This is a genomic window from Sphingomonas sp., assembly GCF_036388435.1.
In the GTDB taxonomy this organism is placed as follows: Bacteria; Pseudomonadota; Alphaproteobacteria; order Sphingomonadales; family Sphingomonadaceae; genus Sphingomonas.
Window position 1 is genome coordinate 1 of record NZ_DASVRV010000044.1, and the last position, 17005, is coordinate 17005.

Genomic DNA, 17005 nt, shown 5'->3' on the forward strand with positions numbered 1-17005 from the left:
CGCCCGGCGCTGCCGGCGCGGCGAAGGCCGCCATAAGGCGCGGCTGTGCCGCGGCTGACGGCGGCGGGAAGGCCGAACACCCGGCGCCCACGAAAAAGGCCGGCCCCGCAAACAGCGGAACCGGCCTAATCGCATCACCTGCAAGAAGCGACGATCACTCCGCGGCAGGCGCCTCGACCGTGCGGGCCCGTCGGCGGCGCGGCTTGACCTCGCCGTCATTCGCCACGCCGTCATTCGCCGCGATCCCCAAGGCGGGCGGCAACCGATCGGCATCGAAGCCGCTCGACTCGGAGATACCGCCCTCGGGTCCTTGTGTCTCGGCGACCGGCTCCTTGCGCGGCCGACCGCGACGGCGCGGCTGGGGTGCCTCGGCCTCGGGCGCCGACATGGGCAGCGACGGCTCGACCGGCTCCGGCCGAGCTTCCGACGCCGCGGACACAGGCGCCTGAGCACGCGGCGCACCCTCGCCCTCGACGCGAAACTCCCCGCGCGGCTGATTGCCCTGGCGCTCGCGATCGTCGCGGCGCGGACGCCGGTCCTCCTCCTCGCGGCGCGGGCGGCGATCCTCATATTGACGACCGTCATTCGCCTGGGGACGCGCCTGCTGGGGACGCTGGCGGGGCTGGTCGCCCCCGACCCGGTCGCCGACCACCCGATCGCCGGGCATCTGGTCGCCGGGGCGGATCACGTCGCCCTCGTCGCCATAATCGTCGCCGTCGCCGTCGGAGCCGTCCATGTCGTTGTCGTCGCCATACTCGTCGCGACCGCCGCGCTGGCCGTCATATTCGTCGCCGCGCGCCCGCTGGGGGCGGGGCTGCTGGTCCTCGAAGCGCGCGCGCGTCTCGCTCAGCACGCGGAAATAATGATCGGCGAACTGGAGATAATATTCGGTATTGACGCGGTCGCCCTGCCGCTGGGCCTCGGAGGCCAGGCTCTTATACTTCTCGTAAAGCTGGCTGGCATTTCCCCGCGCGCGATTGTCGATGCGATTGCCGTTATCGGGCCGGCCGGGATTCCCGCCACCGCCGCCATTGCCGCCACCCGGGCGCTGCCCGCCGCGACCCCGACGACGGCCGGTCTGCTGCCGATTGTTGATCATGCGAGTTCCCCGTGAACCATCAATTGCTCCGTGCGCATCGGCGAAGCACCGCGCGCGACCACCGCGCCCCGGCGATATTTTGGGGCGATATCCGGCCCTCAAGCCCATCGCGACCGGTCCGACAGTCGGACGGCGCGTCAGTGAGGATGCTGTCGAGCGCCCCGATTCAACGACCTGTGTCGAAATCGTGGAAACCCCCGCCCTGCCCATAGCGACGGCGGGGGGTGCCGGACAAGCGAAAACATGGGAAGCGCGCGACGCCGCTTCAAGGCGTGACCACAAGGCAACGGTCGCGGCCTTCCAGGTCGGGGCTAAGCGTCACGTTAAGCCCCTGGGCGCGGAACAGGGCGGCGGCGGATTCGCCCTGGTCGGAACCGATCTCGATACAGGCGACGCCGCCGGGCGCGATCTGCGCCGCGAGCACGGGCGCGATGCGTCGATAATCGGCGAGCCCGTCCTCCCCCGCGAACAGCGCCTCGGCGGGCTCATGATCCATGACCCCGCGCGGCAGCGCGGCGCCCGCCGCGACATAGGGCGGGTTGCAGAGAATCAGGTCATGCGGTCCCGCGACACCGGCCCACCCGCCGCGCAGGATCCGCGCGCGCGCCTCCATCCCGAGCCGGTGCGCATTGTCCCGGGCGATCCACAGCGCCGCCTCGGACTCGTCCACCCCGATCCCGCTCGCGCTGGGCCATTGATCGAGCGCGGCGAGCAGCAGCGCCCCCGACCCCGTGCCCAGGTCGAGCACCGTGCGCGGCGCGCGCGCCCCGAAATGCGCGACCGCGGCCTCGATCAACGTCTCCGAATCGGCGCGGGGGATGAGCACCCCCGGCGCGACGTGGAGCGTCACCGTCCAGAAATCGCGGATGCCGGTGATGTACGCGACGGGCTCGTGACTCGCGCGCCGCTCGGCCAGGGACGTGAAGGCGGCGGGCACGGGGTCGTCGAGATGGCGCATCAGCATCGTCTCCCGCGTCACCCCGATCGCGTGCGCCATCAGCAACTCGGCATCGAGCCGCGCGGTCGGGGAGTCGAACGTCCGGGCGGCGGCGGCGATCGCCCCCCGCACGGTCTCAGCCGTCAAGCGCCGCCAGCCGCTCGGCCTCGTCCTCCGCGATCAGCGCCCCCACCAGCTCGTCCATCTCGCCCTCCAATATCTCGGGCAGGCGGTGGAGCGTCAGGTTGATGCGGTGATCGGTCACGCGGCCCTGCGGAAAGTTGTAGGTGCGGATGCGTTCGGACCGGTCGCCCGATCCGACCATCGACTTGCGTGCGCCCGCCCGCTCCTGGTGCAGCCGCTCGCGCTCCGCCTCGTACAGGCGGGTACGCAGGACGCGGAGCGCCTTGGCCTTGTTCTTGTGCTGCGATTTCTCGTCCTGCTGGATGACGACCAGCCCCGTGGGCAGATGCGTGATCCGCACCGCCGAATCGGTCGTGTTGACCGACTGCCCGCCCGGCCCCGACGACCGGTACACGTCGATGCGCAGGTCCTTGTCATCGATCCTGACGTCGACATCCTCCGCCTCGGGCAGCACCGCCACCGTCGCGGCCGAGGTATGGATGCGCCCGCCCGCCTCCGTCGCCGGCACGCGCTGGACGCGGTGGACGCCGGATTCGAACTTCAGCCGGGCGAACACACCCTGGCCCGTGACGCTCGCCACCACCTCCTTGAACCCGCCCGCGTCCGACGAAGAGGAAGAGATCAGCTCGACGCGCCAGCCCTGCCGCTCGGCGTAACGCTGGTACATGCGGAACAGGTCGCCCCCGAACAGCGCCGCCTCGTCGCCACCGGTCCCCGCGCGGATCTCCAGCATCGCCGCGCGCTCGTCCGCCGCGTCGCGCGGGAGCAGCGCCAGCGCGAGCCGGCGCTCCGCCGCCTCAAGCAGCCCGCGATTCTCGTGAAGCTCGTCGGCCGCCATGGCGCGCAGCTCCTCATCGCCGTCCCCCGCCATGAACTGCAGGCTCTCCGCCTCGGCGCGCAGCCGCCTGACCAGCCCCGCCGCCTCGGCGACCGGCTCCAGCTCGGCATATTCCTTGGACACCGCGACGAAGCGGTCGGATGGCAACTCGCCCGTCGCCATCAACGCCGACAACTCGTCGCGTCGCGCCTCGATCTGGCGGATGCGGTCGGGGGAGATGATGGTCATTGCCGCGTGGCATCCAGCGGATTCACGCCAACAAAGCCGACCGGAAATCTGTTCCTGCCCAGCGCATCCAAAATCGCGTTAAGCGGGGCGATATCGTCGACCTGCACGGAACCGACGTTCAAGTTTAGTCTTCCGTCTGCGCGAACATACAGCAGCAATGTATCACTCCGCTTGCGCGCGCGGGTTGATCGATCCTTGGCCGATCCGCGATACGAGACATTGGCCGCAATTCCCGCTGACCGCAGTGTTGCCGCCGCCGCGTGTGCGTCGATCTCAAGGTGGGGAGCATCCGGGATGACTTCCACGCGCAAACCCTCTGCCAGCTCCGCCACCAACATCGCCAGCCGTTCCACCCCCGCGGCCCAGCCGACGCCCGGCGTCTCCGGCCCGCCCAGCGACCCGATCAGCCCGTCATAGCGCCCGCCCGCCAGCACCGTCCCCTGCGCACCGAGCCGGTCGGTCGTGAACTCGAACGCGGTGTGGCGGTAGTAATCGAGCCCGCGCACCAGCCGAGGGTTCCGCGTCCACTTCACCCCCGCCGCGTCGAGCCCCACCGTCACCGCGTCGAAGAAGCCGCGCGCCTCCGCCGTCAGATACGCATCGATATCGGGCGCGGCGTCCGCTACCGGCCGGTCGCGCGGGTCCTTGGAGTCGAGGATGCGCAACGGGTTCTTCACAAGCCGGGCCAGCGACTCCTCCGACAGCGCGTCCCGGTGCGCCTCGAAATGCGCCACCAAAGCCGCCCGCCACGCGTCGCGCGTCTCCGCGTCGCCCAGCGTGTTAAGCTGGAGCGTGACCCCATCGTTGATACCCAGCTCGTGAAGCAGCTGGTCCGCCATCACCAGCAATTCGACATCGGCGGCGGGCTCGGCCGCGCCGATCACCTCCGCGTCGATCTGGTGGAACTGGCGGAACCGGCCCTTTTGCGGGCGCTCGTACCGGAAGACCGGACCGCTCGTCGCCAGCTTCATCGGCGCATGTTGCTGCCAGCCATTGGTCAGAAACGCCCGCGCGATCCCCGCCGTGAACTCGGGCCTGAGCGTGATCGAGTCCCCGCCCCGGTCGGCAAACGTATACATCTCCTTCGACACCACGTCCGTCGTCTCGCCGATCGAGCGCGCGAACACCTCCGTCGCCTCGAACACGGGCACCTCGACCCGCCCGAAGCAGTAAAGCCGCCGCACCCGCTCGAACGTGTCGAGGACATGGGCGAACCGCCTTTGCTCGTCGCCGAAGATGTCCTGGGTGCCGCGAACGCGGTTGGGGGTGGGGATGCGGGCCATGAAGCGCGGGGTATTAGGGATGCGCCGCCCACCCGGCAACTCTCCCCCCGCCGCCCACTAGACGCCCACCGTTTCCGCCGCTTAGAGCGTAACCGACATATCAGAGAGGCCCGCCCTTGATCCGCACCGCCATCGCCCTGCTCGCCGGGACAGCAGCCCCCGTGCTCGCGCAGGTCCCGCAGGGCAATTCAGCGCCCCAACCCGTGCCGTTCGTCGACACGATCCCGGCGCCGCGCGACATCCCCTATCCCGGCGTGATCACGCTCGACATCGACGCGACCGATACCGAGCGCGGCATCTTCCGCGTCCGCGAGACGATCCCCGTCGCCGGGCCCGGCCGGATGGCCCTGCTCTATCCCAAATTCCTCCCCGGCACCCATGCCGCGCGCGGCGAGATCGAGAAGCTGACCGGCCTCGTCATCCGCGCGAACGGCCGGATCGTGCCCTGGACGCGCGACCCGGTCGACGTGTTCGCCTTCCACATCGACGTGCCCGAAGGCGCGCGGCGGCTCGACCTGGAGTTCCAGTTCAGCTCCGCGACCAAGCCCGACCAGGGCCGCATCGTCGTCACCCCGACGATGATCAGCCTCCAGCCCAATTCGATGAGCCTTTATCCGGCGGGCCATTATGTCCGCCAGATCCCGGTGAAGATGACGGTCAAATACCCCGCCGGCTGGACCGCCGTATCGGCCGTCCCCGCCCGTGCTGCCGGGTCGACCTACAGCTACGACCAGACCAATTACGAGATACTGGTCGACTCGCCGATCCTGGCGGGCCGCCACTACAGGGAATGGAAGCTCTCCCCGCGCGTCGATCTCAACGTCTTCGCGGACAACCCCGCCGAGCTCGCCGCCAAGCCCGAGCAGATCAACGCGCATCGCCGCCTCGTCGACCAGTCGATCAAGACCTTCGGCGCGCAGCATTACGATCGTTACGAGTTCCTCCTGTCGATCACCGACCAGTTGGGGGGCATCGGCCTCGAACATCACCGCTCGTCGGAGAATGGCGTCAGTCCGGGCTATTTCCTCGATTGGGAGAACAGCGTCACCCGCCGCAACCTCCTGCCGCACGAGTTCAGCCATAGCTGGGACGGCAAGTTCCGCCGCGGCGCCGATCTGTGGGCGCCCGATTACCGCACCCCCACGCGCGGCTCGCTGCTCTGGGTCTATGAGGGCCAGACGCAATTCTGGGGCTATGTGCTCCAGGCGCGCAGCGGCCTCGTGTCCAAGCAGGACACGCTCGACGCCTATGCGATCATCGCCGCCAACCTCCAGAACGCGCGCGGGCGCGAGTGGCGGCCGATGGTCGACACCACCAACGACCCCGTCATCTCCGCGCGTCGCCCCAAGGGGTGGTCGAGCTGGCAGCGGTCGGAGGATTACTACAATGAAGGCCTGCTGATCTGGATGGAGGTCGACGCGATGCTCCGCCGCCAGTCGAACGGACGCCGCTCGATCGACGATTTCGCGCGCGCCTTTTTCGGGATGCGCGACGGCGACTGGGGCGAGCTTACCTATACATTCGACGACGTGGCGGCGACGCTGAACCGGATCCAGCCCTATGACTGGGCCGGCTTCCTGCGCCGCCGCATCACCGAGACCGGCCAGCCCGCGCCGATCGGCGGTTTCGCGATGAACGGCTACCGCCTCGTCTATACGGCCGAGCCGACGAGCTATTTCGCCAAGACCGAGCGCGCCGGCCCCTCGGTCAATCTCGGCTTCTCGATCGGCCTGGTGCTCAACAAGGACGCGGAGGTCACCGCTGCGATCTGGGACAGCCCCGCCTTCAAAGCGGGAATAGACGTCGGCACGACGATCCAGGCAGTCAACGGCCAGCTCTACACCGCCGACCGGCTCAAGGCGGCGATCCTGGCGGCCAAGGGAACGCGCGAGCCCATCCGCTTGTTGGTGAAATCGGCCGACCGTATCCGCGAGGTCGCGGTCGACTATCATGACGGCCCCCGCTACCCGCGCCTGGAAAAGGTCGGGACCGGCGAGATGGGGCTCGACCGGCTGCTCGCACCACGCTGACGGCAGTCCGAACAGGGGAATTCAACCATGCGTATCGATCTGATCCCGGTGGGCAAGAGCCCGCCCGACGACCTGAACGTCATCATCGAGGTGCCGACCGGGGGCGAGCCGGTGAAATACGAGTTCGACAAGGCGTCGGGCGCCCTGTTCGTCGACCGCATCCTCCACACGCCGATGCGTTACCCGGCCAATTACGGCTTCGTGCCGCATACCCTGTCGCCCGACGGGGACCCGCTCGACGCCCTGGTCGTCGCGCGCTCGCCCTTCATTCCGGGCTGCGTGGTACGCGCGCGGCCGATCGCGGTCCTCAATCTCGAGGACGAGGCGGGCGGCGACGAGAAGCTCGTCTGCGTTCCCGTCGATTCGACCTTTCCCTATTATTCCAACGTCGCCGAGCGCGAGGACATGCCCGAGATCGTGTTCGAGCAGATCGAGCATTTCTTCACCCATTATAAGGATCTGGAGAAGAAGAAATGGGTGCGCGTCGGCACCTGGGGCGGCCGCGACGAAGCGCGCCGCATCACGATGGAGGCGATCGCGCGCTACGACGACGCGAAGGCGCGCGGCGAGGAGCCGCATGACGCGCCGGAGATCGCTGGCCGCGAAGCTACGTAGTAGCAAGCGCGGCCAGCGCGGCTTCGCCGCGTCCGAGGGCGCGGGGATGCCGGCGGTCGCGATCGGCGCTACTTCTTCCGCTTTGCCGGTCCCCGCGTTCCGGCCTCGATCGCCAGCGCAGCCCAACGCCTTAGCTCCTCGGCGTCGTCATGCACCTCGTCGGGCGCGCGGCGGTAGTTCATGCTCCCCGTCCGCCCCTCGCCCATGCTGTAGGTGAAGCGCGCCGCCCCCGCCGCGTCCCACTCGGCATCCGAAACCTTGTCCGCCTTGAACCACAGCGCGTCGTCGGCGACGATCGCGAACACGACGCCGTCGCAATAGAGCGTCGCGCCACCCATCATCGCGCGGTGCGTGACGGTCCCGACCGGCGCCATCGCCTCCGCCACCCAGGCGACCAGCCCCGCATCCACCGCCATCAGCAGCCACGCCCCGCCAGGCGACGGAGCGCATCGCCGCTCACCCGCTGCACCGTCCACTCCTCCATGCCCGTGGCGCCCAGCGCCCGGTAAAAGGCGATCGCCCCCGCGTTCCAGTCGAGCACCGACCATTCGAACCGCGCGCAACCCCGGTCGACCGCGATCCCCGCCAGATGCGCCAGCAATGCGCGCCCGACGCCCTGCCCCCGCGCGGGGGGCGTCACGTACAGGTCTTCCAGGTACAGCCCGCGCTGCCCCGTCCAGGTCGAGAAATTATGGAAGAACAGCGCGAAGCCGACCGGCTCCCCGCCCGATTCGGCGATCACCGCCTCCGCGCTCGGCACGGCGGCGAACAGCGCCTCGGTGAAATCCGCCTCGCACGCGGTCACCGCCTCGGGCTCGCGCTCGAACAAGGCCAGTTCGCGCACCAGGCGCAGCACCAGCGCCTCGTCCCCCGGCATCGCGACGCGGATCGCGATCACGCGCCCGCCTCCGACTGCGGCGCCGGCCCGGCGGCGCGGCGGACCGCCATCAGGCAGCCCAGCACGATCAGCGCCGTCCCCCCGACGGTGAACGCGGTCACCACCTCGCCGAACGCCGCCCAGCCGAACAAGGCTGCCCAGGCGAAGGCGGTATATTCGACGGGCGCCAGCACCTGCGCCTCGGCATGGGAATAGGCCCAGGCGAACCCGATCGACGACACGGTTCCCAGCACCGCCGCCGCGATCACCGATGGCATTTGCGTCGCTTCGGGCAACCCCGCCAGCCACGGCGCGGCGGGGAGCAACATGCCCCCCATCACCAGCCCGGTGAACAACGTCACCTCGATCGGGTCCGCCGCCTGCGCCTGCCGCCGGAGGAAGATCAGGCTGACCGCGTAGAAGATCGACGCCACGAACACCGCCAGCGCGCCCAACACGCTGTCGGTCGAAGCGCCTGTCTCGATCTCGCCCAGCGCGATCACGAGGACCCCCGCCGACGCGACCAACGAGCCCCATACCGCTGCGCGCCTGAGCCGCTCGCCGAGCATCCCCGCCGCCAGGAACAGTGCGATCAGCGGCGCGAGGAAGGTCAGCGCCACCCCCTTGGCCATCGGGATGCGCGCCAGCCCCCAGAAGAAGAACAGCACCGATATACCCGCCGTCGCCCCGCGCAGCAGGTGCAGCCGGAGCGCCGCGCGCGCTGGCCACCGCCCGCGTCTCGCAAGAAAGATCGCGCCCGAGATCGCCACCCCCGCCACCGATCGCCACAGCACCGCCCCATACGCGCCCGACTGGATCGACAAGGCCTTCATGAACACGTCCATCGCGGCGTAGGTGCCCACCGCCGAGCAGGCGACCGCGAAGGCAAGCGTGGCGGGAACGGGTTTCATGAGACCAGGGCATGGCCCCGCGCGATCGTGGGTGCAACGAAGTCCTGTTCAACCGACTATGATCGGCGCTCCCGGATCATCCGGAGTTCGATCCCACGGTCGAGCTTCGCCCAATCGTGATCGCAATTCAAAAAGGGCAGCCCGCGTTCGAGAGCCAAGGACAAGCAGGCGCGATCGCCGACTTCATCCGCTCTTGCGGCCGTGCAGCCATTCGTCATGCTCGACATCCTCACGCCGCGCCTCCGCACGCCGCTCCGCGATCAGCTCATCGGCGAGGCTTCCGGTATGATTCGCCGGCAGCATGGCTCTGAACTCGGCTTGTACCTCGCGCACCGCCTGGGTGAACGGCTTGATGACATACCGACCGTCCTCACGCTCGACCACCAGCGAGTCGCCCGGCTTGAGATCGAACTCGCGCACCAAAATTCTCGGGCAGCATCACGTGCCCCGCCTCGGCCATCGTCACCTGATAGCTCATGACGGTCTCCTCGATCCGGTCCTACGCCGCCGCCAAAGCCCGCGCCGCATCCTCGCGCTCGATCTCCGCCGCCTTGGCCTCGACCAGGGCGACGATATGGTCAACCATGCCCCGATCCTGCACATGATGGTCGGTGACCCCGGACAGGTACACCATATGCTTGCCGCCGCCGCCGCCGGTGATGCCGATATCGGTCTCCCGCGCCTCGCCCGGGCCGTTGACGACGCAGCCCAGCACCGACAGCGAGAGGGGCGTGCGGATGTGCTGGAGCCTCTCCTCCAGCGTCTGCACGGTGCGGATCACGTCGAAGCCCTGGCGCGCGCAGCTCGGGCAGGACACGACGCGCACGCCCCGGTTGCGGATGCCGAGCGACTTCAGAATCTCGAACCCGACGCGCACCTCCTCCTCGGGCTCCGCCGACAGCGAGACGCGGATCGTGTCGCCGATCCCGAACCATAGAAGCGACCCGATGCCGATCGCCGACTTCACCGTGCCGCCGACGAAGCCGCCCGCTTCCGTGATGCCCAGATGCAGCGGGCAATCGACCGCCTCGGCGAGCTGCTGATAGGCCGCGACCGCGAGGAACAGGTCCGACGCCTTCACCGCCACCTTGAACTCGTGGAAGTCGTGGTCCTGGAGCAGCTTGATATGGTCGAGCGCCGATTCGACCAGCGCCTCGGGACAGGGCTCGCCGTACTTTTCGAGCAGATGGCGCTCGAGCGAGCCGGCATTGACGCCGATGCGGATCGCGCAGCCGTTCGCCTTGGCCGCGTCGACGACCTCGCGCACCCGCGCGGACGAGCCGATATTGCCCGGATTGATGCGCAGGCACGCCGCCCCCGCGTCCGCCGCCTCCAGCGCGCGCTTGTAGTGGAAATGGATGTCCGCGACGATCGGCACCCGCGCCGCGCGCACGATCTGGCCGAGCGCGGCGGTCGATTCGACATCGGGGCACGACACGCGGATGATGTCGGCCCCCGCCTCCTCGCAGCGCCGGATCTGGTTCAGCGTCGCCACCGGATCGGAGGTGAGCGTGTTGGTCATCGTCTGCACGGTGACGGGCGCGTCGCCGCCGACGGGGACGTTGCCGACCATGATCTGGCGGCTGGGACGGCGGACGATGTCGCGCCACGGACGAATGGACATGGGACCCCCATATACCCTAGCGCCGCCCGCTTCACACCCCCTTGAGCAAGGCCGCGACGCGCATGACCGACGATCACTGGACGCTGATGATCCATGGCGGCGCGGGCGTGATCGAACCCCATCTCATCACCCCCGATCGCGAGGCGGCGATCCGCGCGGGGCTGGACGCGGCGCTGGCCGCGGGCGCGGCGATACTGGCGGCGGGCGGCGCGGCGCTGGATGCGGTCGAGGCGGCGGTGCGGGTGCTGGAGGACGACGCCAATTTCAACGCCGGGCGGGGCGCGGCGCTGACGCATGAGGGTCGGGTCGCGCACGACGCGGCGATCATGGAGGGTAGCGGGCGCACCGCCGGCGCGGTCGCGGGCGTGTCGCGCACCCGCAACCCGGTCGCGCTCGCGCGCGCAGTGATGGAGCGGAGCCCTCATGTCTTCCTCGCCGCGCCCGGCGCCGACGCCTTTTCCGTCGAACAGGGGCTCGACCAGGCCGATAGCGACTGGTTCGTCACCGAGGAACGGCGCGGGCACCTCGCCGAACTGCTCGCGGGCGAGGGCGGCTATGACAGCGCGATGAAATACGGCACCGTCGGCGCGGTCGCGCGCGACATGCTGGGCCACCTCGCCGCCGCCACCTCGACCGGGGGCGTGACGGGCAAGCGTTGGGACCGGATCGGCGACTCGCCCGTCATCGGGGCCGGCACCTGGGCCGACGACCGCGCGGGCGCGGTGTCGTGCACGGGCTCGGGCGAGCAGTTCCTGCGCGTCGGCGCCGCCGGGGCGATCGCCGCGCGGATGCGCTTTCTGGGGGAAAGCGGCGACGCGGCGGGGAAGGCGGTGCTGGACGAGATCGCCGCGATCGGCGGCACCGGCGGGGTGATCGTGATGGGGCCCGACGGATCGGCGCACTGGGCGTTCAACTCGCCCGGCATGTACCGGGGCCGCATCGCGTCGGGCAGCCCGGCCGAGGTCGCGCTCTACCAGGATTGACCCGGAGCCGCTAAGCGCCGCGCCATGTTCAGATTTCTCGCGCTCCTCGCGCTGCTCCTCCCGCTCGCTCCCGCCCAGGCCTATTGGGAATATGGGCATGAGACGATCGCGCGGATCGCCTATGCCAATGTCCGCCCGGCGACGCGCGCGGCGATCCGGCGGGTGCTCGCCGACCAGGCGCTGCTCGGCACGCCCGAATGCCCGGCCGGCGATGTCGCGCAGGCGAGCTATTGGGCCGATTGCGTCAAGCCGCTGAAGGACGCGGCCGGCCAGTCGCGCTTCGGTTACGCCTATGCCTGGCATTACCAGAATGTCGATGTGTGCCGCCCCTTCGACCGCACGTCCGCCTGCATCGACGGCAATTGCGTATCGGCGCAGGTCGAGCGTCAGGCCGCGCTGCTGCGTGCGCCCGACACCACGCGCGCCGACCGGGTCAGGGCGCTCGCCTTCCTGCTCCACTTCGCGGGCGACCTCCACCAGCCGCTCCACGCGGGCGACAAGAGCGACCGGGGCGGCAACGACCTGGCCGCCGCTTACGGCATCTACGCGCCCAAGCGCTTCAACATCCACTCGGTCTGGGACGGCCCGCTGGCCGAGCGCGCGATCACCAGCGGCCCGCCGCTCGTCCGTCGCTACCCCGCCGCGACCCGCGCCCGGCTGGCCGCGGGCGACGTGGCGTCATGGAGCCGCGAGAGCTGGCAGGTGTCGCACGACGCCGTCTATGCGAGCGCGCTCGGCGGCGACGCCTGCGCCCCCAGCCCCGCGCGCGTGACGCTGGACGACGCCACGGTCGCCCGGCTCGCCCCGACCTTGCGCGACCAGGTGCTGAAGGGCGGGCTCAGGCTCGCCAAATTGCTCGATCGCGCGCTCGGCTGACGCATCAGCGGCTCAGCACCACCGTCACCGCGCGGCGGTTGCGCGCATAGCTCTGGTCGTCCGATCCGACCTCGATCGGGCGTTCCTTGCCATAGCTGATCGTCGTCATGCGGCTCGGCGACACGCCCCGCGCGGCGAGATAGTTCTTGGCCGCGTTCGCCCGCCGGTCGCCCAGCGCGAGGTTGTATTCGCGCGTGCCGCGCTCGTCGGCATGACCCTCGATCGTCACGCGGACGTTCGGATAGCGCTGCAACCAGTCGACCTGGCTGTCGAGCACCCCGCGCGCGGTCGCGTCGATGTCGTACTGGTCGAGCGCGAACAGCACCGTGTTCGAATTGACCGAGCGCTGGAAATCGGCGTCCGACCCCGGCGTCACCGCGCCCCCGGCCCCGCCCGCATTGGGATCGGTCACGCCCGCGCCCGTGTCGGCGCCCGACCCGACGGGAGCGGGCGGCAGCACTTCGGGCCGCTTCTTGGAACAGGCGCCGAGCGTCAGCAGCGCAGTCGCCGCGATCAAGGTCAAGGTCTTGGTCATCGTCTTCTCTCCAGTGATCCGGCCCCGTTCGGTACGCGCCCCCGCGTGCCTCATGGTCGAAGCGGCCCCCAGGCCGGGTCCGATCCGTCGAGCGGGGTAGGGATGCGCCGCTCGTTCACCCCGGTCAAATCGACCATCCACAGATCGGCCTTGCCCGCCGCCCCCCGGCCCGACCGGTGAAAGGTGATGACGCGGCCATTGGGGGACCAGCTCGGCCCCTCGTCATGCCAGTCGTCGGTGAGCAGCTTCTCCCCCGATCCGCTTGGGCTCATGGTGCCGATGCGGAACCCGCCCGAGATGCGCGTGAACGCGATCAGGTCGCCGCGCGGGCTCCACACCGGGGTCGCGTAACGCCCGCCGCCGAAGCTGATCCGCTGCTGGTTCGACCCGTCGGCGTTCATCACGTAGATTTGCTGCCCGCCCGAGCGATCGCTCTCGAACACGATCCGCGAGCCGTCGGGGGAATAGCTGCCGCCCGTGTCGATGCCCGGCGAATTGGTCAGCCGCTGCGGCGTGCCCCCTTGCGCCGACACGCGGTAGATGTCGGTATTGCCCGCCTGCGCCATCGAGAACAGGATGGACCGCCCGTCGGGCGAGAAGCGCGGCGCGAAGCTCAGCGACACGTTCGACGCCACCAGCCGCTGCCGCCCCGATCCGATATCGTAGACATAGATGGAGGGCCGGTCGCCGACATAGCTCATATAGACGATCGACTGCTGGTTGGGCGCGAAGCGTGGCGTCAGCACGATCGACTGGCCGTTGGTCAGGAAACGGTGATTGGCGCCGTCCTGGTCCATGATCGCCAGCCGCTTGACGCGCCTGCCCTTGGGCCCCGTTTCCGAGACATAGACCACGCGGCTGTCGAAATACGGCCCCTCCCCCGTCAGCCGCGCATAGACGGTATCGGCGCATTTGTGCCCCGCGCGCCGCCAGTCCGACGGCGGCACCACGAAGCCCTGCCGCGCCAGCTCCGCGCGCGACGACACGTCGTACAGATAGCAGCCGACCGTCAGCGTCCCGTCGCCGTTCGCGCGGACATAGCCCTGGACCAGCGCCTGCGCGCCCGTGCCCGCCCAATGGTCATAGGCGGGCGCGGTCACCTCGGGAAAACCCGGGCTGCGGAGCTGCCCGGCGCCGAGCGGCGTGAACAGCCCCGAATTGCGCAGGTCGCCCGCGACGATGTCGGCGAGCTGCCGCCCCAGCGCGTCGGTCGATCCGGCCGCGGTCTGCTGGACCGAGACGGCGGGCATGACGGGCACCGCGATCGAGAGCTGTTCGCCCGGCTGGACACCACCCTCGACATCGACGACGAGTTCCTCAGCCTGCGCGGCCGCGGCGGGTGACGGAGGCGCCGCTTGCGACGGCGCGGGCGCGGCCTCCTGCGGAACGGGCGCCGACGCGGACCCGGCGAGCAGGAGCGCGAGCGAAAGGGGAGCAGCGATCATGATGAAACCTCAACCGGGCAGCTTGTAGCGCAGCGTGAAATTGCTCCAGCCGCCGGGCACGTCATACAGCTCGGGCGGCAATCCGCGAAGCGGCGCGCAGCCGACCACCGCCGCGATGACGAGATCGTCCACCCGGTCGACATAGCGGCTATTGTCGTCGTCCACCCCCGTATGCCCGCGCACCGTCGGCCGTCCGGCCAGCGACCCGTCGCGGTTGATGCGCAGGTTGATCGCGACGCGGATACGATTCGCGCCGGGGCCGGGCGAGACCTGGCGATTGGCGCAGGGCTGGATCTGACGCTGGATCGCCGACCCGATGTTCGCCGCCGCCTGCGCCCCGATCCGCGCGGCGGGCGGGTTGGGATTGGTGGAACGCGACGGTTCCGCCGACAGCCCTTTCAGGAAATCCTCCCCCAGTCGCGACCCGCGCGGCCGAGAAGCCGATGCGGTCTGCGTGGATCCGGTCCCCTTCTTCGCCGCCGCCGGGGCGGTCTGCTTAGGCGTCGCCGGACGCGCGGCGGCGACCTTGGGCTGTGCCGGACGCGCGGGCGCCGCCTTGGGCGCGGCGGCGGGACGCGGCTGGGGCGGCCGGGGCTTGGGCATGGGGGCGGCTTTCGGCGCGGGCCTGGGCGGCGCGGGGCGCGGTCTGGGGGCCGGCGGCGCGGGCGGTGGCGGCGCCGGACGCGGTTGGGGGGCGGGCTCCGGCGGCGCGGGCGCGGGTTCGGGCGGCGCCGCGTCCTCGGGGGCGCCCTGCTCCGGCGCGATCGACTGGGCCGGCTCGGCGGCGGGCTCGGGCGCCGCCGATTCGATCGCCACCTCCTCGACCAGGCTCACCTCGACCGGCGGGTTCTTTAGCTTGTCGGGGTTGGGCGTCGCGAGAAAGCCGACCGACAGCAACCCGAAGAGCACCGCATGCCCCGCAAGCGCTACGCCCAGTCCGACCTTCTCCGCGCGTTCCATCAGTCCGCGCCCGGCTCCACCGTCACCAGCGCGACGCGGTTCAGCCCCGCGCGGTTGAGCTCGCCCATGACGCGCATCACCCGCCCGTAATCGAGCCCCCGATCGGCGCGCAGGAACACCTGGGGCGGCTTCGCGGCGTCCCCGGCCGACGCGATCCGCTCCAGCCGCGCGGGCAGGTCGCCCTCGCTCAGCTCGGTATCGTCGACGAACAGCTTGCCCGTCTGGTCGATCGAGATCTGGACGGGCTTCTCCTCCGCCTCCAGCGGCTTGGCGCGGCTGTCGGGCAGGTCGACCGGCACCCCGGCGGTCAACAGCGGCGCGGTGACCATGAAGATGATGAGCAGCACCAGCATCACGTCGACCAGCGGCGTGACGTTGATCTCCGCCATCGGCGCGCGCCGGCCCCGGCCGCTGCGGGAAGGCAGCATTGCCATCGCTAGCGCGCCCCGTCCAGCTGGCGGCTCAGGGTCGCGTGGAACCCGTCGGCGAAGCGGTTCAGGCTCGCCTCGACCCGGTTCACCCCGTGGCTGAAGCGGTTATAAGCGATCACCGCCGGGATCGCCGCGAACAGGCCGATCGCGGTCGCGAACAACGCCTCGGCGATACCCGGCGCGACCACCGCCAGCGAGGTGTTCTGCGCCGAAGCGATCGCGGTGAAGCTGCGCATGATCCCCCACACGGTCCCGAACAGCCCCACGAACGGCGCCACCGACCCGACCGTCGCCAGGATGTTCAGCCGGTCCGACAGCTTGTCGATCTCGGCCGCGACCGACGCGCCCATGGCGGTGGCCAGCCGCTCGCGCGTGCCGCCCTTGTCGATCGGCGAGGTCGCGGTCGATCGCCGCCACTCGCCCACCCCCGCCGCGAACACGCGGGCGGAGGGCAATTCGCTCTCGCCGTGGATCTTGTAAAAGGCGTCGATATCGTCCGCCTGCCAGAAATCGCGCTCGAACTTGGCGGTCTCGCGCCGCGTCCGCCGAATCCGGCGCGAGAAGCCGAGGATGATCGCCCAGGTCCAGACGCTCGCCGCCAGCAGTCCCAGCATCACCGCCTTGACCACGAAATCGGCCTGAAGGAACAGCGCCACCGGCGACAACGTCGCCGCGTCGGTCTCGAAGAACGGATTCACGCTTGCGGCTCCCCTAACATCAATTCCTTGAACCGCCGGGTCCACTCGGCCGGTTGCCGCTTCGGTCCACCCTCCGGCGCGACCCAGGCAGCGACGACCTCGGCCTCCGCGAGGATGACCTCACCCCGCCTGACCGCCTGATGAACGACGACGTGCGCCGCATGGACCTTCAGCAGCTTCGAGGCGACCAGCAAGGCGTCGTCCAGCCTGGCGGGCGCTAGATAACGGATGTTCATCCGCGCGACCGCATAGGCCCCCTCGCCCGCTTCCATCGCCGCGCGCTGGTCGATCCCCGCCACGCGCAGCATGTCCGACCGCGCCCGCTCCATGAAGCGCAGATAATTGGCGTGATAGACCACGCCCGACAGGTCGGTATCCTCGAAATAGACGCGAACGGGAAAGCGGTGCTCGGCCCCGTCGAAGCGCCCTTCGACTGGCTGGTCGCGGCCGTCATTAACCATGGCGATGTGGTTTAGCGCCCAGGCGCGCGG

At 70.0% G+C, this 17005-nt stretch carries 19 protein-coding genes; 4 read left to right on the forward strand and 15 right to left on the reverse strand.

Annotation, left to right across the window (positions count from 1 at the left end; translation table 11 throughout):
• Positions 1–154: 154 nt before the first annotated feature.
• The 4 genes from VF592_RS09175 to hisS form a co-directional block, all read right to left on the reverse strand.
• A complete protein-coding gene (locus VF592_RS09175) occupies positions 155–1099 on the reverse strand; it encodes a DUF4167 domain-containing protein (protein WP_331005321.1) in 945 nt (314 codons plus the stop codon).
• Positions 1100–1364: 265 nt separating this feature from the next.
• Positions 1365–2183, reverse strand: coding sequence for a peptide chain release factor N(5)-glutamine methyltransferase (gene prmC / locus VF592_RS09180; protein WP_331005322.1), 819 nt, complete (start codon positions 2181–2183; stop codon positions 1365–1367).
• Complete coding sequence (gene prfA / locus VF592_RS09185) at positions 2173–3246, reverse strand: peptide chain release factor 1 (protein ID WP_331005323.1); 1074 nt, start codon at positions 3244–3246, stop codon at positions 2173–2175. The genes prmC and prfA overlap by 11 nt, the downstream gene beginning before the upstream one ends.
• Positions 3243–4529, reverse strand: a complete 1287-nt coding sequence (gene hisS, locus VF592_RS09190) for a histidine--tRNA ligase (RefSeq protein WP_331005324.1) — start codon at positions 4527–4529, stop codon at positions 3243–3245. The genes prfA and hisS overlap by 4 nt, the downstream gene beginning before the upstream one ends.
• 116 nt (positions 4530–4645) lie before the next feature.
• Here hisS and VF592_RS09195 point away from each other — a divergent pair, with 116 nt between their 5' ends.
• The gene (locus VF592_RS09195) at positions 4646–6559 is read left to right on the forward strand and encodes a peptidase M61 (RefSeq protein WP_331005325.1); all 1914 of its coding nucleotides are present in this window, start codon (positions 4646–4648) and stop codon (positions 6557–6559) included.
• A gap of 27 nt (positions 6560–6586) precedes the next feature.
• Positions 6587–7174 (forward strand): inorganic diphosphatase, encoded by a 588-nt coding sequence (ppa, locus tag VF592_RS09200; RefSeq protein WP_331005326.1) that lies wholly within the window; start codon positions 6587–6589, stop codon positions 7172–7174.
• Positions 7175–7242: 68 nt separating this feature from the next.
• Here ppa and VF592_RS09205 read toward each other — a convergent pair whose 3' ends face one another.
• The 5 genes from VF592_RS09205 to ispG form a co-directional block, all read right to left on the reverse strand.
• A complete protein-coding gene (locus tag VF592_RS09205) occupies positions 7243–7590 on the reverse strand; it encodes a TfoX/Sxy family protein (protein WP_331005327.1) in 348 nt (115 codons plus the stop codon).
• Positions 7590–8072, reverse strand: coding sequence for a GNAT family N-acetyltransferase (locus tag VF592_RS09210; RefSeq protein ID WP_414714193.1), 483 nt, complete (start codon positions 8070–8072; stop codon positions 7590–7592). The genes VF592_RS09205 and VF592_RS09210 overlap by 1 nt, the downstream gene beginning before the upstream one ends.
• On the reverse strand, positions 8069–8962 hold the full coding sequence (locus tag VF592_RS09215) for a DMT family transporter (RefSeq protein WP_331005328.1): 894 nt from the start codon (positions 8960–8962) through the stop codon (positions 8069–8071). Before VF592_RS09215 ends, VF592_RS09210 begins: the two co-directional genes overlap by 4 nt.
• Positions 8963–9145: 183 nt before the next feature.
• Positions 9146–9382 (reverse strand): AbrB/MazE/SpoVT family DNA-binding domain-containing protein, encoded by a 237-nt coding sequence (locus VF592_RS09220; protein WP_331005329.1) that lies wholly within the window; start codon positions 9380–9382, stop codon positions 9146–9148.
• Positions 9383–9461: 79 nt separating this feature from the next.
• Entirely contained in the window at positions 9462–10586 is a 1125-nt protein-coding gene (ispG, locus tag VF592_RS09225; RefSeq protein WP_331005330.1) for a flavodoxin-dependent (E)-4-hydroxy-3-methylbut-2-enyl-diphosphate synthase, read from the reverse strand.
• Positions 10587–10648: 62 nt separating this feature from the next.
• Between ispG and VF592_RS09230 the strand changes: the two genes are divergently transcribed.
• Both VF592_RS09230 and VF592_RS09235 read left to right on the forward strand, forming a co-directional pair.
• On the forward strand, positions 10649–11569 hold the full coding sequence (locus VF592_RS09230; protein ID WP_331005331.1) for an isoaspartyl peptidase/L-asparaginase: 921 nt from the start codon (positions 10649–10651) through the stop codon (positions 11567–11569).
• 24 nt (positions 11570–11593) lie between these two features.
• Entirely contained in the window at positions 11594–12445 is an 852-nt protein-coding gene (locus VF592_RS09235; protein ID WP_331005332.1) for a S1/P1 nuclease, read from the forward strand.
• Between the two features lie 4 nt (positions 12446–12449).
• Here the strand turns inward: VF592_RS09235 and pal are convergent, their stop codons facing one another.
• The 6 genes from pal to VF592_RS09265 are packed head-to-tail and all read right to left on the reverse strand — an operon-like array spanning position 12450 to position 16975.
• The gene (gene pal, locus VF592_RS09240) at positions 12450–12980 is read right to left on the reverse strand and encodes a peptidoglycan-associated lipoprotein Pal (protein WP_331005333.1); all 531 of its coding nucleotides are present in this window, start codon (positions 12978–12980) and stop codon (positions 12450–12452) included.
• Between the two features lie 50 nt (positions 12981–13030).
• Entirely contained in the window at positions 13031–14425 is a 1395-nt protein-coding gene (gene tolB / locus VF592_RS09245) for a Tol-Pal system beta propeller repeat protein TolB (RefSeq protein ID WP_331005334.1), read from the reverse strand.
• Positions 14426–14434: 9 nt separating this feature from the next.
• Positions 14435–15385 (reverse strand): cell envelope biogenesis protein TolA, encoded by a 951-nt coding sequence (locus tag VF592_RS09250; RefSeq protein WP_331005335.1) that lies wholly within the window; start codon positions 15383–15385, stop codon positions 14435–14437.
• Positions 15385–15819, reverse strand: a complete 435-nt coding sequence (gene tolR / locus VF592_RS09255) for a protein TolR (RefSeq protein WP_331005336.1) — start codon at positions 15817–15819, stop codon at positions 15385–15387. The genes VF592_RS09250 and tolR overlap by 1 nt, the downstream gene beginning before the upstream one ends.
• Before the next feature lie 2 nt (positions 15820–15821).
• Positions 15822–16514: a protein TolQ gene (gene tolQ / locus VF592_RS09260; protein ID WP_331005337.1), complete on the reverse strand. Its 693-nt coding sequence runs from the start codon at positions 16512–16514 to the stop codon at positions 15822–15824.
• On the reverse strand, positions 16511–16975 hold the full coding sequence (locus tag VF592_RS09265) for a YbgC/FadM family acyl-CoA thioesterase (RefSeq protein ID WP_331005338.1): 465 nt from the start codon (positions 16973–16975) through the stop codon (positions 16511–16513). The genes tolQ and VF592_RS09265 overlap by 4 nt, the downstream gene beginning before the upstream one ends.
• Positions 16976–17005: the final 30 nt, after the last annotated feature.

What these genes read in the sequence shown, in the direction of transcription:
- VF592_RS09175 (WP_331005321.1), bottom strand. Translation starts at nt 1,099, where the DNA reads ATGATCAACAATCGGCAGCAGACCGGCCGTCGTCGGGGTCGCGGCGGG.
- prfA (WP_331005323.1), bottom strand. Translation starts at nt 3,246, where the DNA reads ATGACCATCATCTCCCCCGACCGCATCCGCCAGATCGAGGCGCGACGC.
- hisS (WP_331005324.1), bottom strand. Translation starts at nt 4,529, where the DNA reads ATGGCCCGCATCCCCACCCCCAACCGCGTTCGCGGCACCCAGGACATC.
- ppa (WP_331005326.1), top strand. Translation starts at nt 6,587, where the DNA reads ATGCGTATCGATCTGATCCCGGTGGGCAAGAGCCCGCCCGACGACCTG.
- VF592_RS09205 (WP_331005327.1), bottom strand. Translation starts at nt 7,590, where the DNA reads ATGGCGGTGGATGCGGGGCTGGTCGCCTGGGTGGCGGAGGCGATGGCG.
- VF592_RS09215 (WP_331005328.1), bottom strand. Translation starts at nt 8,962, where the DNA reads ATGAAACCCGTTCCCGCCACGCTTGCCTTCGCGGTCGCCTGCTCGGCG.
- ispG (WP_331005330.1), bottom strand. Translation starts at nt 10,586, where the DNA reads ATGTCCATTCGTCCGTGGCGCGACATCGTCCGCCGTCCCAGCCGCCAG.
- VF592_RS09230 (WP_331005331.1), top strand. Translation starts at nt 10,649, where the DNA reads ATGACCGACGATCACTGGACGCTGATGATCCATGGCGGCGCGGGCGTG.
- VF592_RS09235 (WP_331005332.1), top strand. Translation starts at nt 11,594, where the DNA reads ATGTTCAGATTTCTCGCGCTCCTCGCGCTGCTCCTCCCGCTCGCTCCC.
- pal (WP_331005333.1), bottom strand. Translation starts at nt 12,980, where the DNA reads ATGACCAAGACCTTGACCTTGATCGCGGCGACTGCGCTGCTGACGCTC.
- tolB (WP_331005334.1), bottom strand. Translation starts at nt 14,425, where the DNA reads ATGATCGCTGCTCCCCTTTCGCTCGCGCTCCTGCTCGCCGGGTCCGCG.
- VF592_RS09250 (WP_331005335.1), bottom strand. Translation starts at nt 15,385, where the DNA reads ATGGAACGCGCGGAGAAGGTCGGACTGGGCGTAGCGCTTGCGGGGCAT.
- tolR (WP_331005336.1), bottom strand. Translation starts at nt 15,819, where the DNA reads ATGGCAATGCTGCCTTCCCGCAGCGGCCGGGGCCGGCGCGCGCCGATG.
- VF592_RS09265 (WP_331005338.1), bottom strand. Translation starts at nt 16,975, where the DNA reads ATGGTTAATGACGGCCGCGACCAGCCAGTCGAAGGGCGCTTCGACGGG.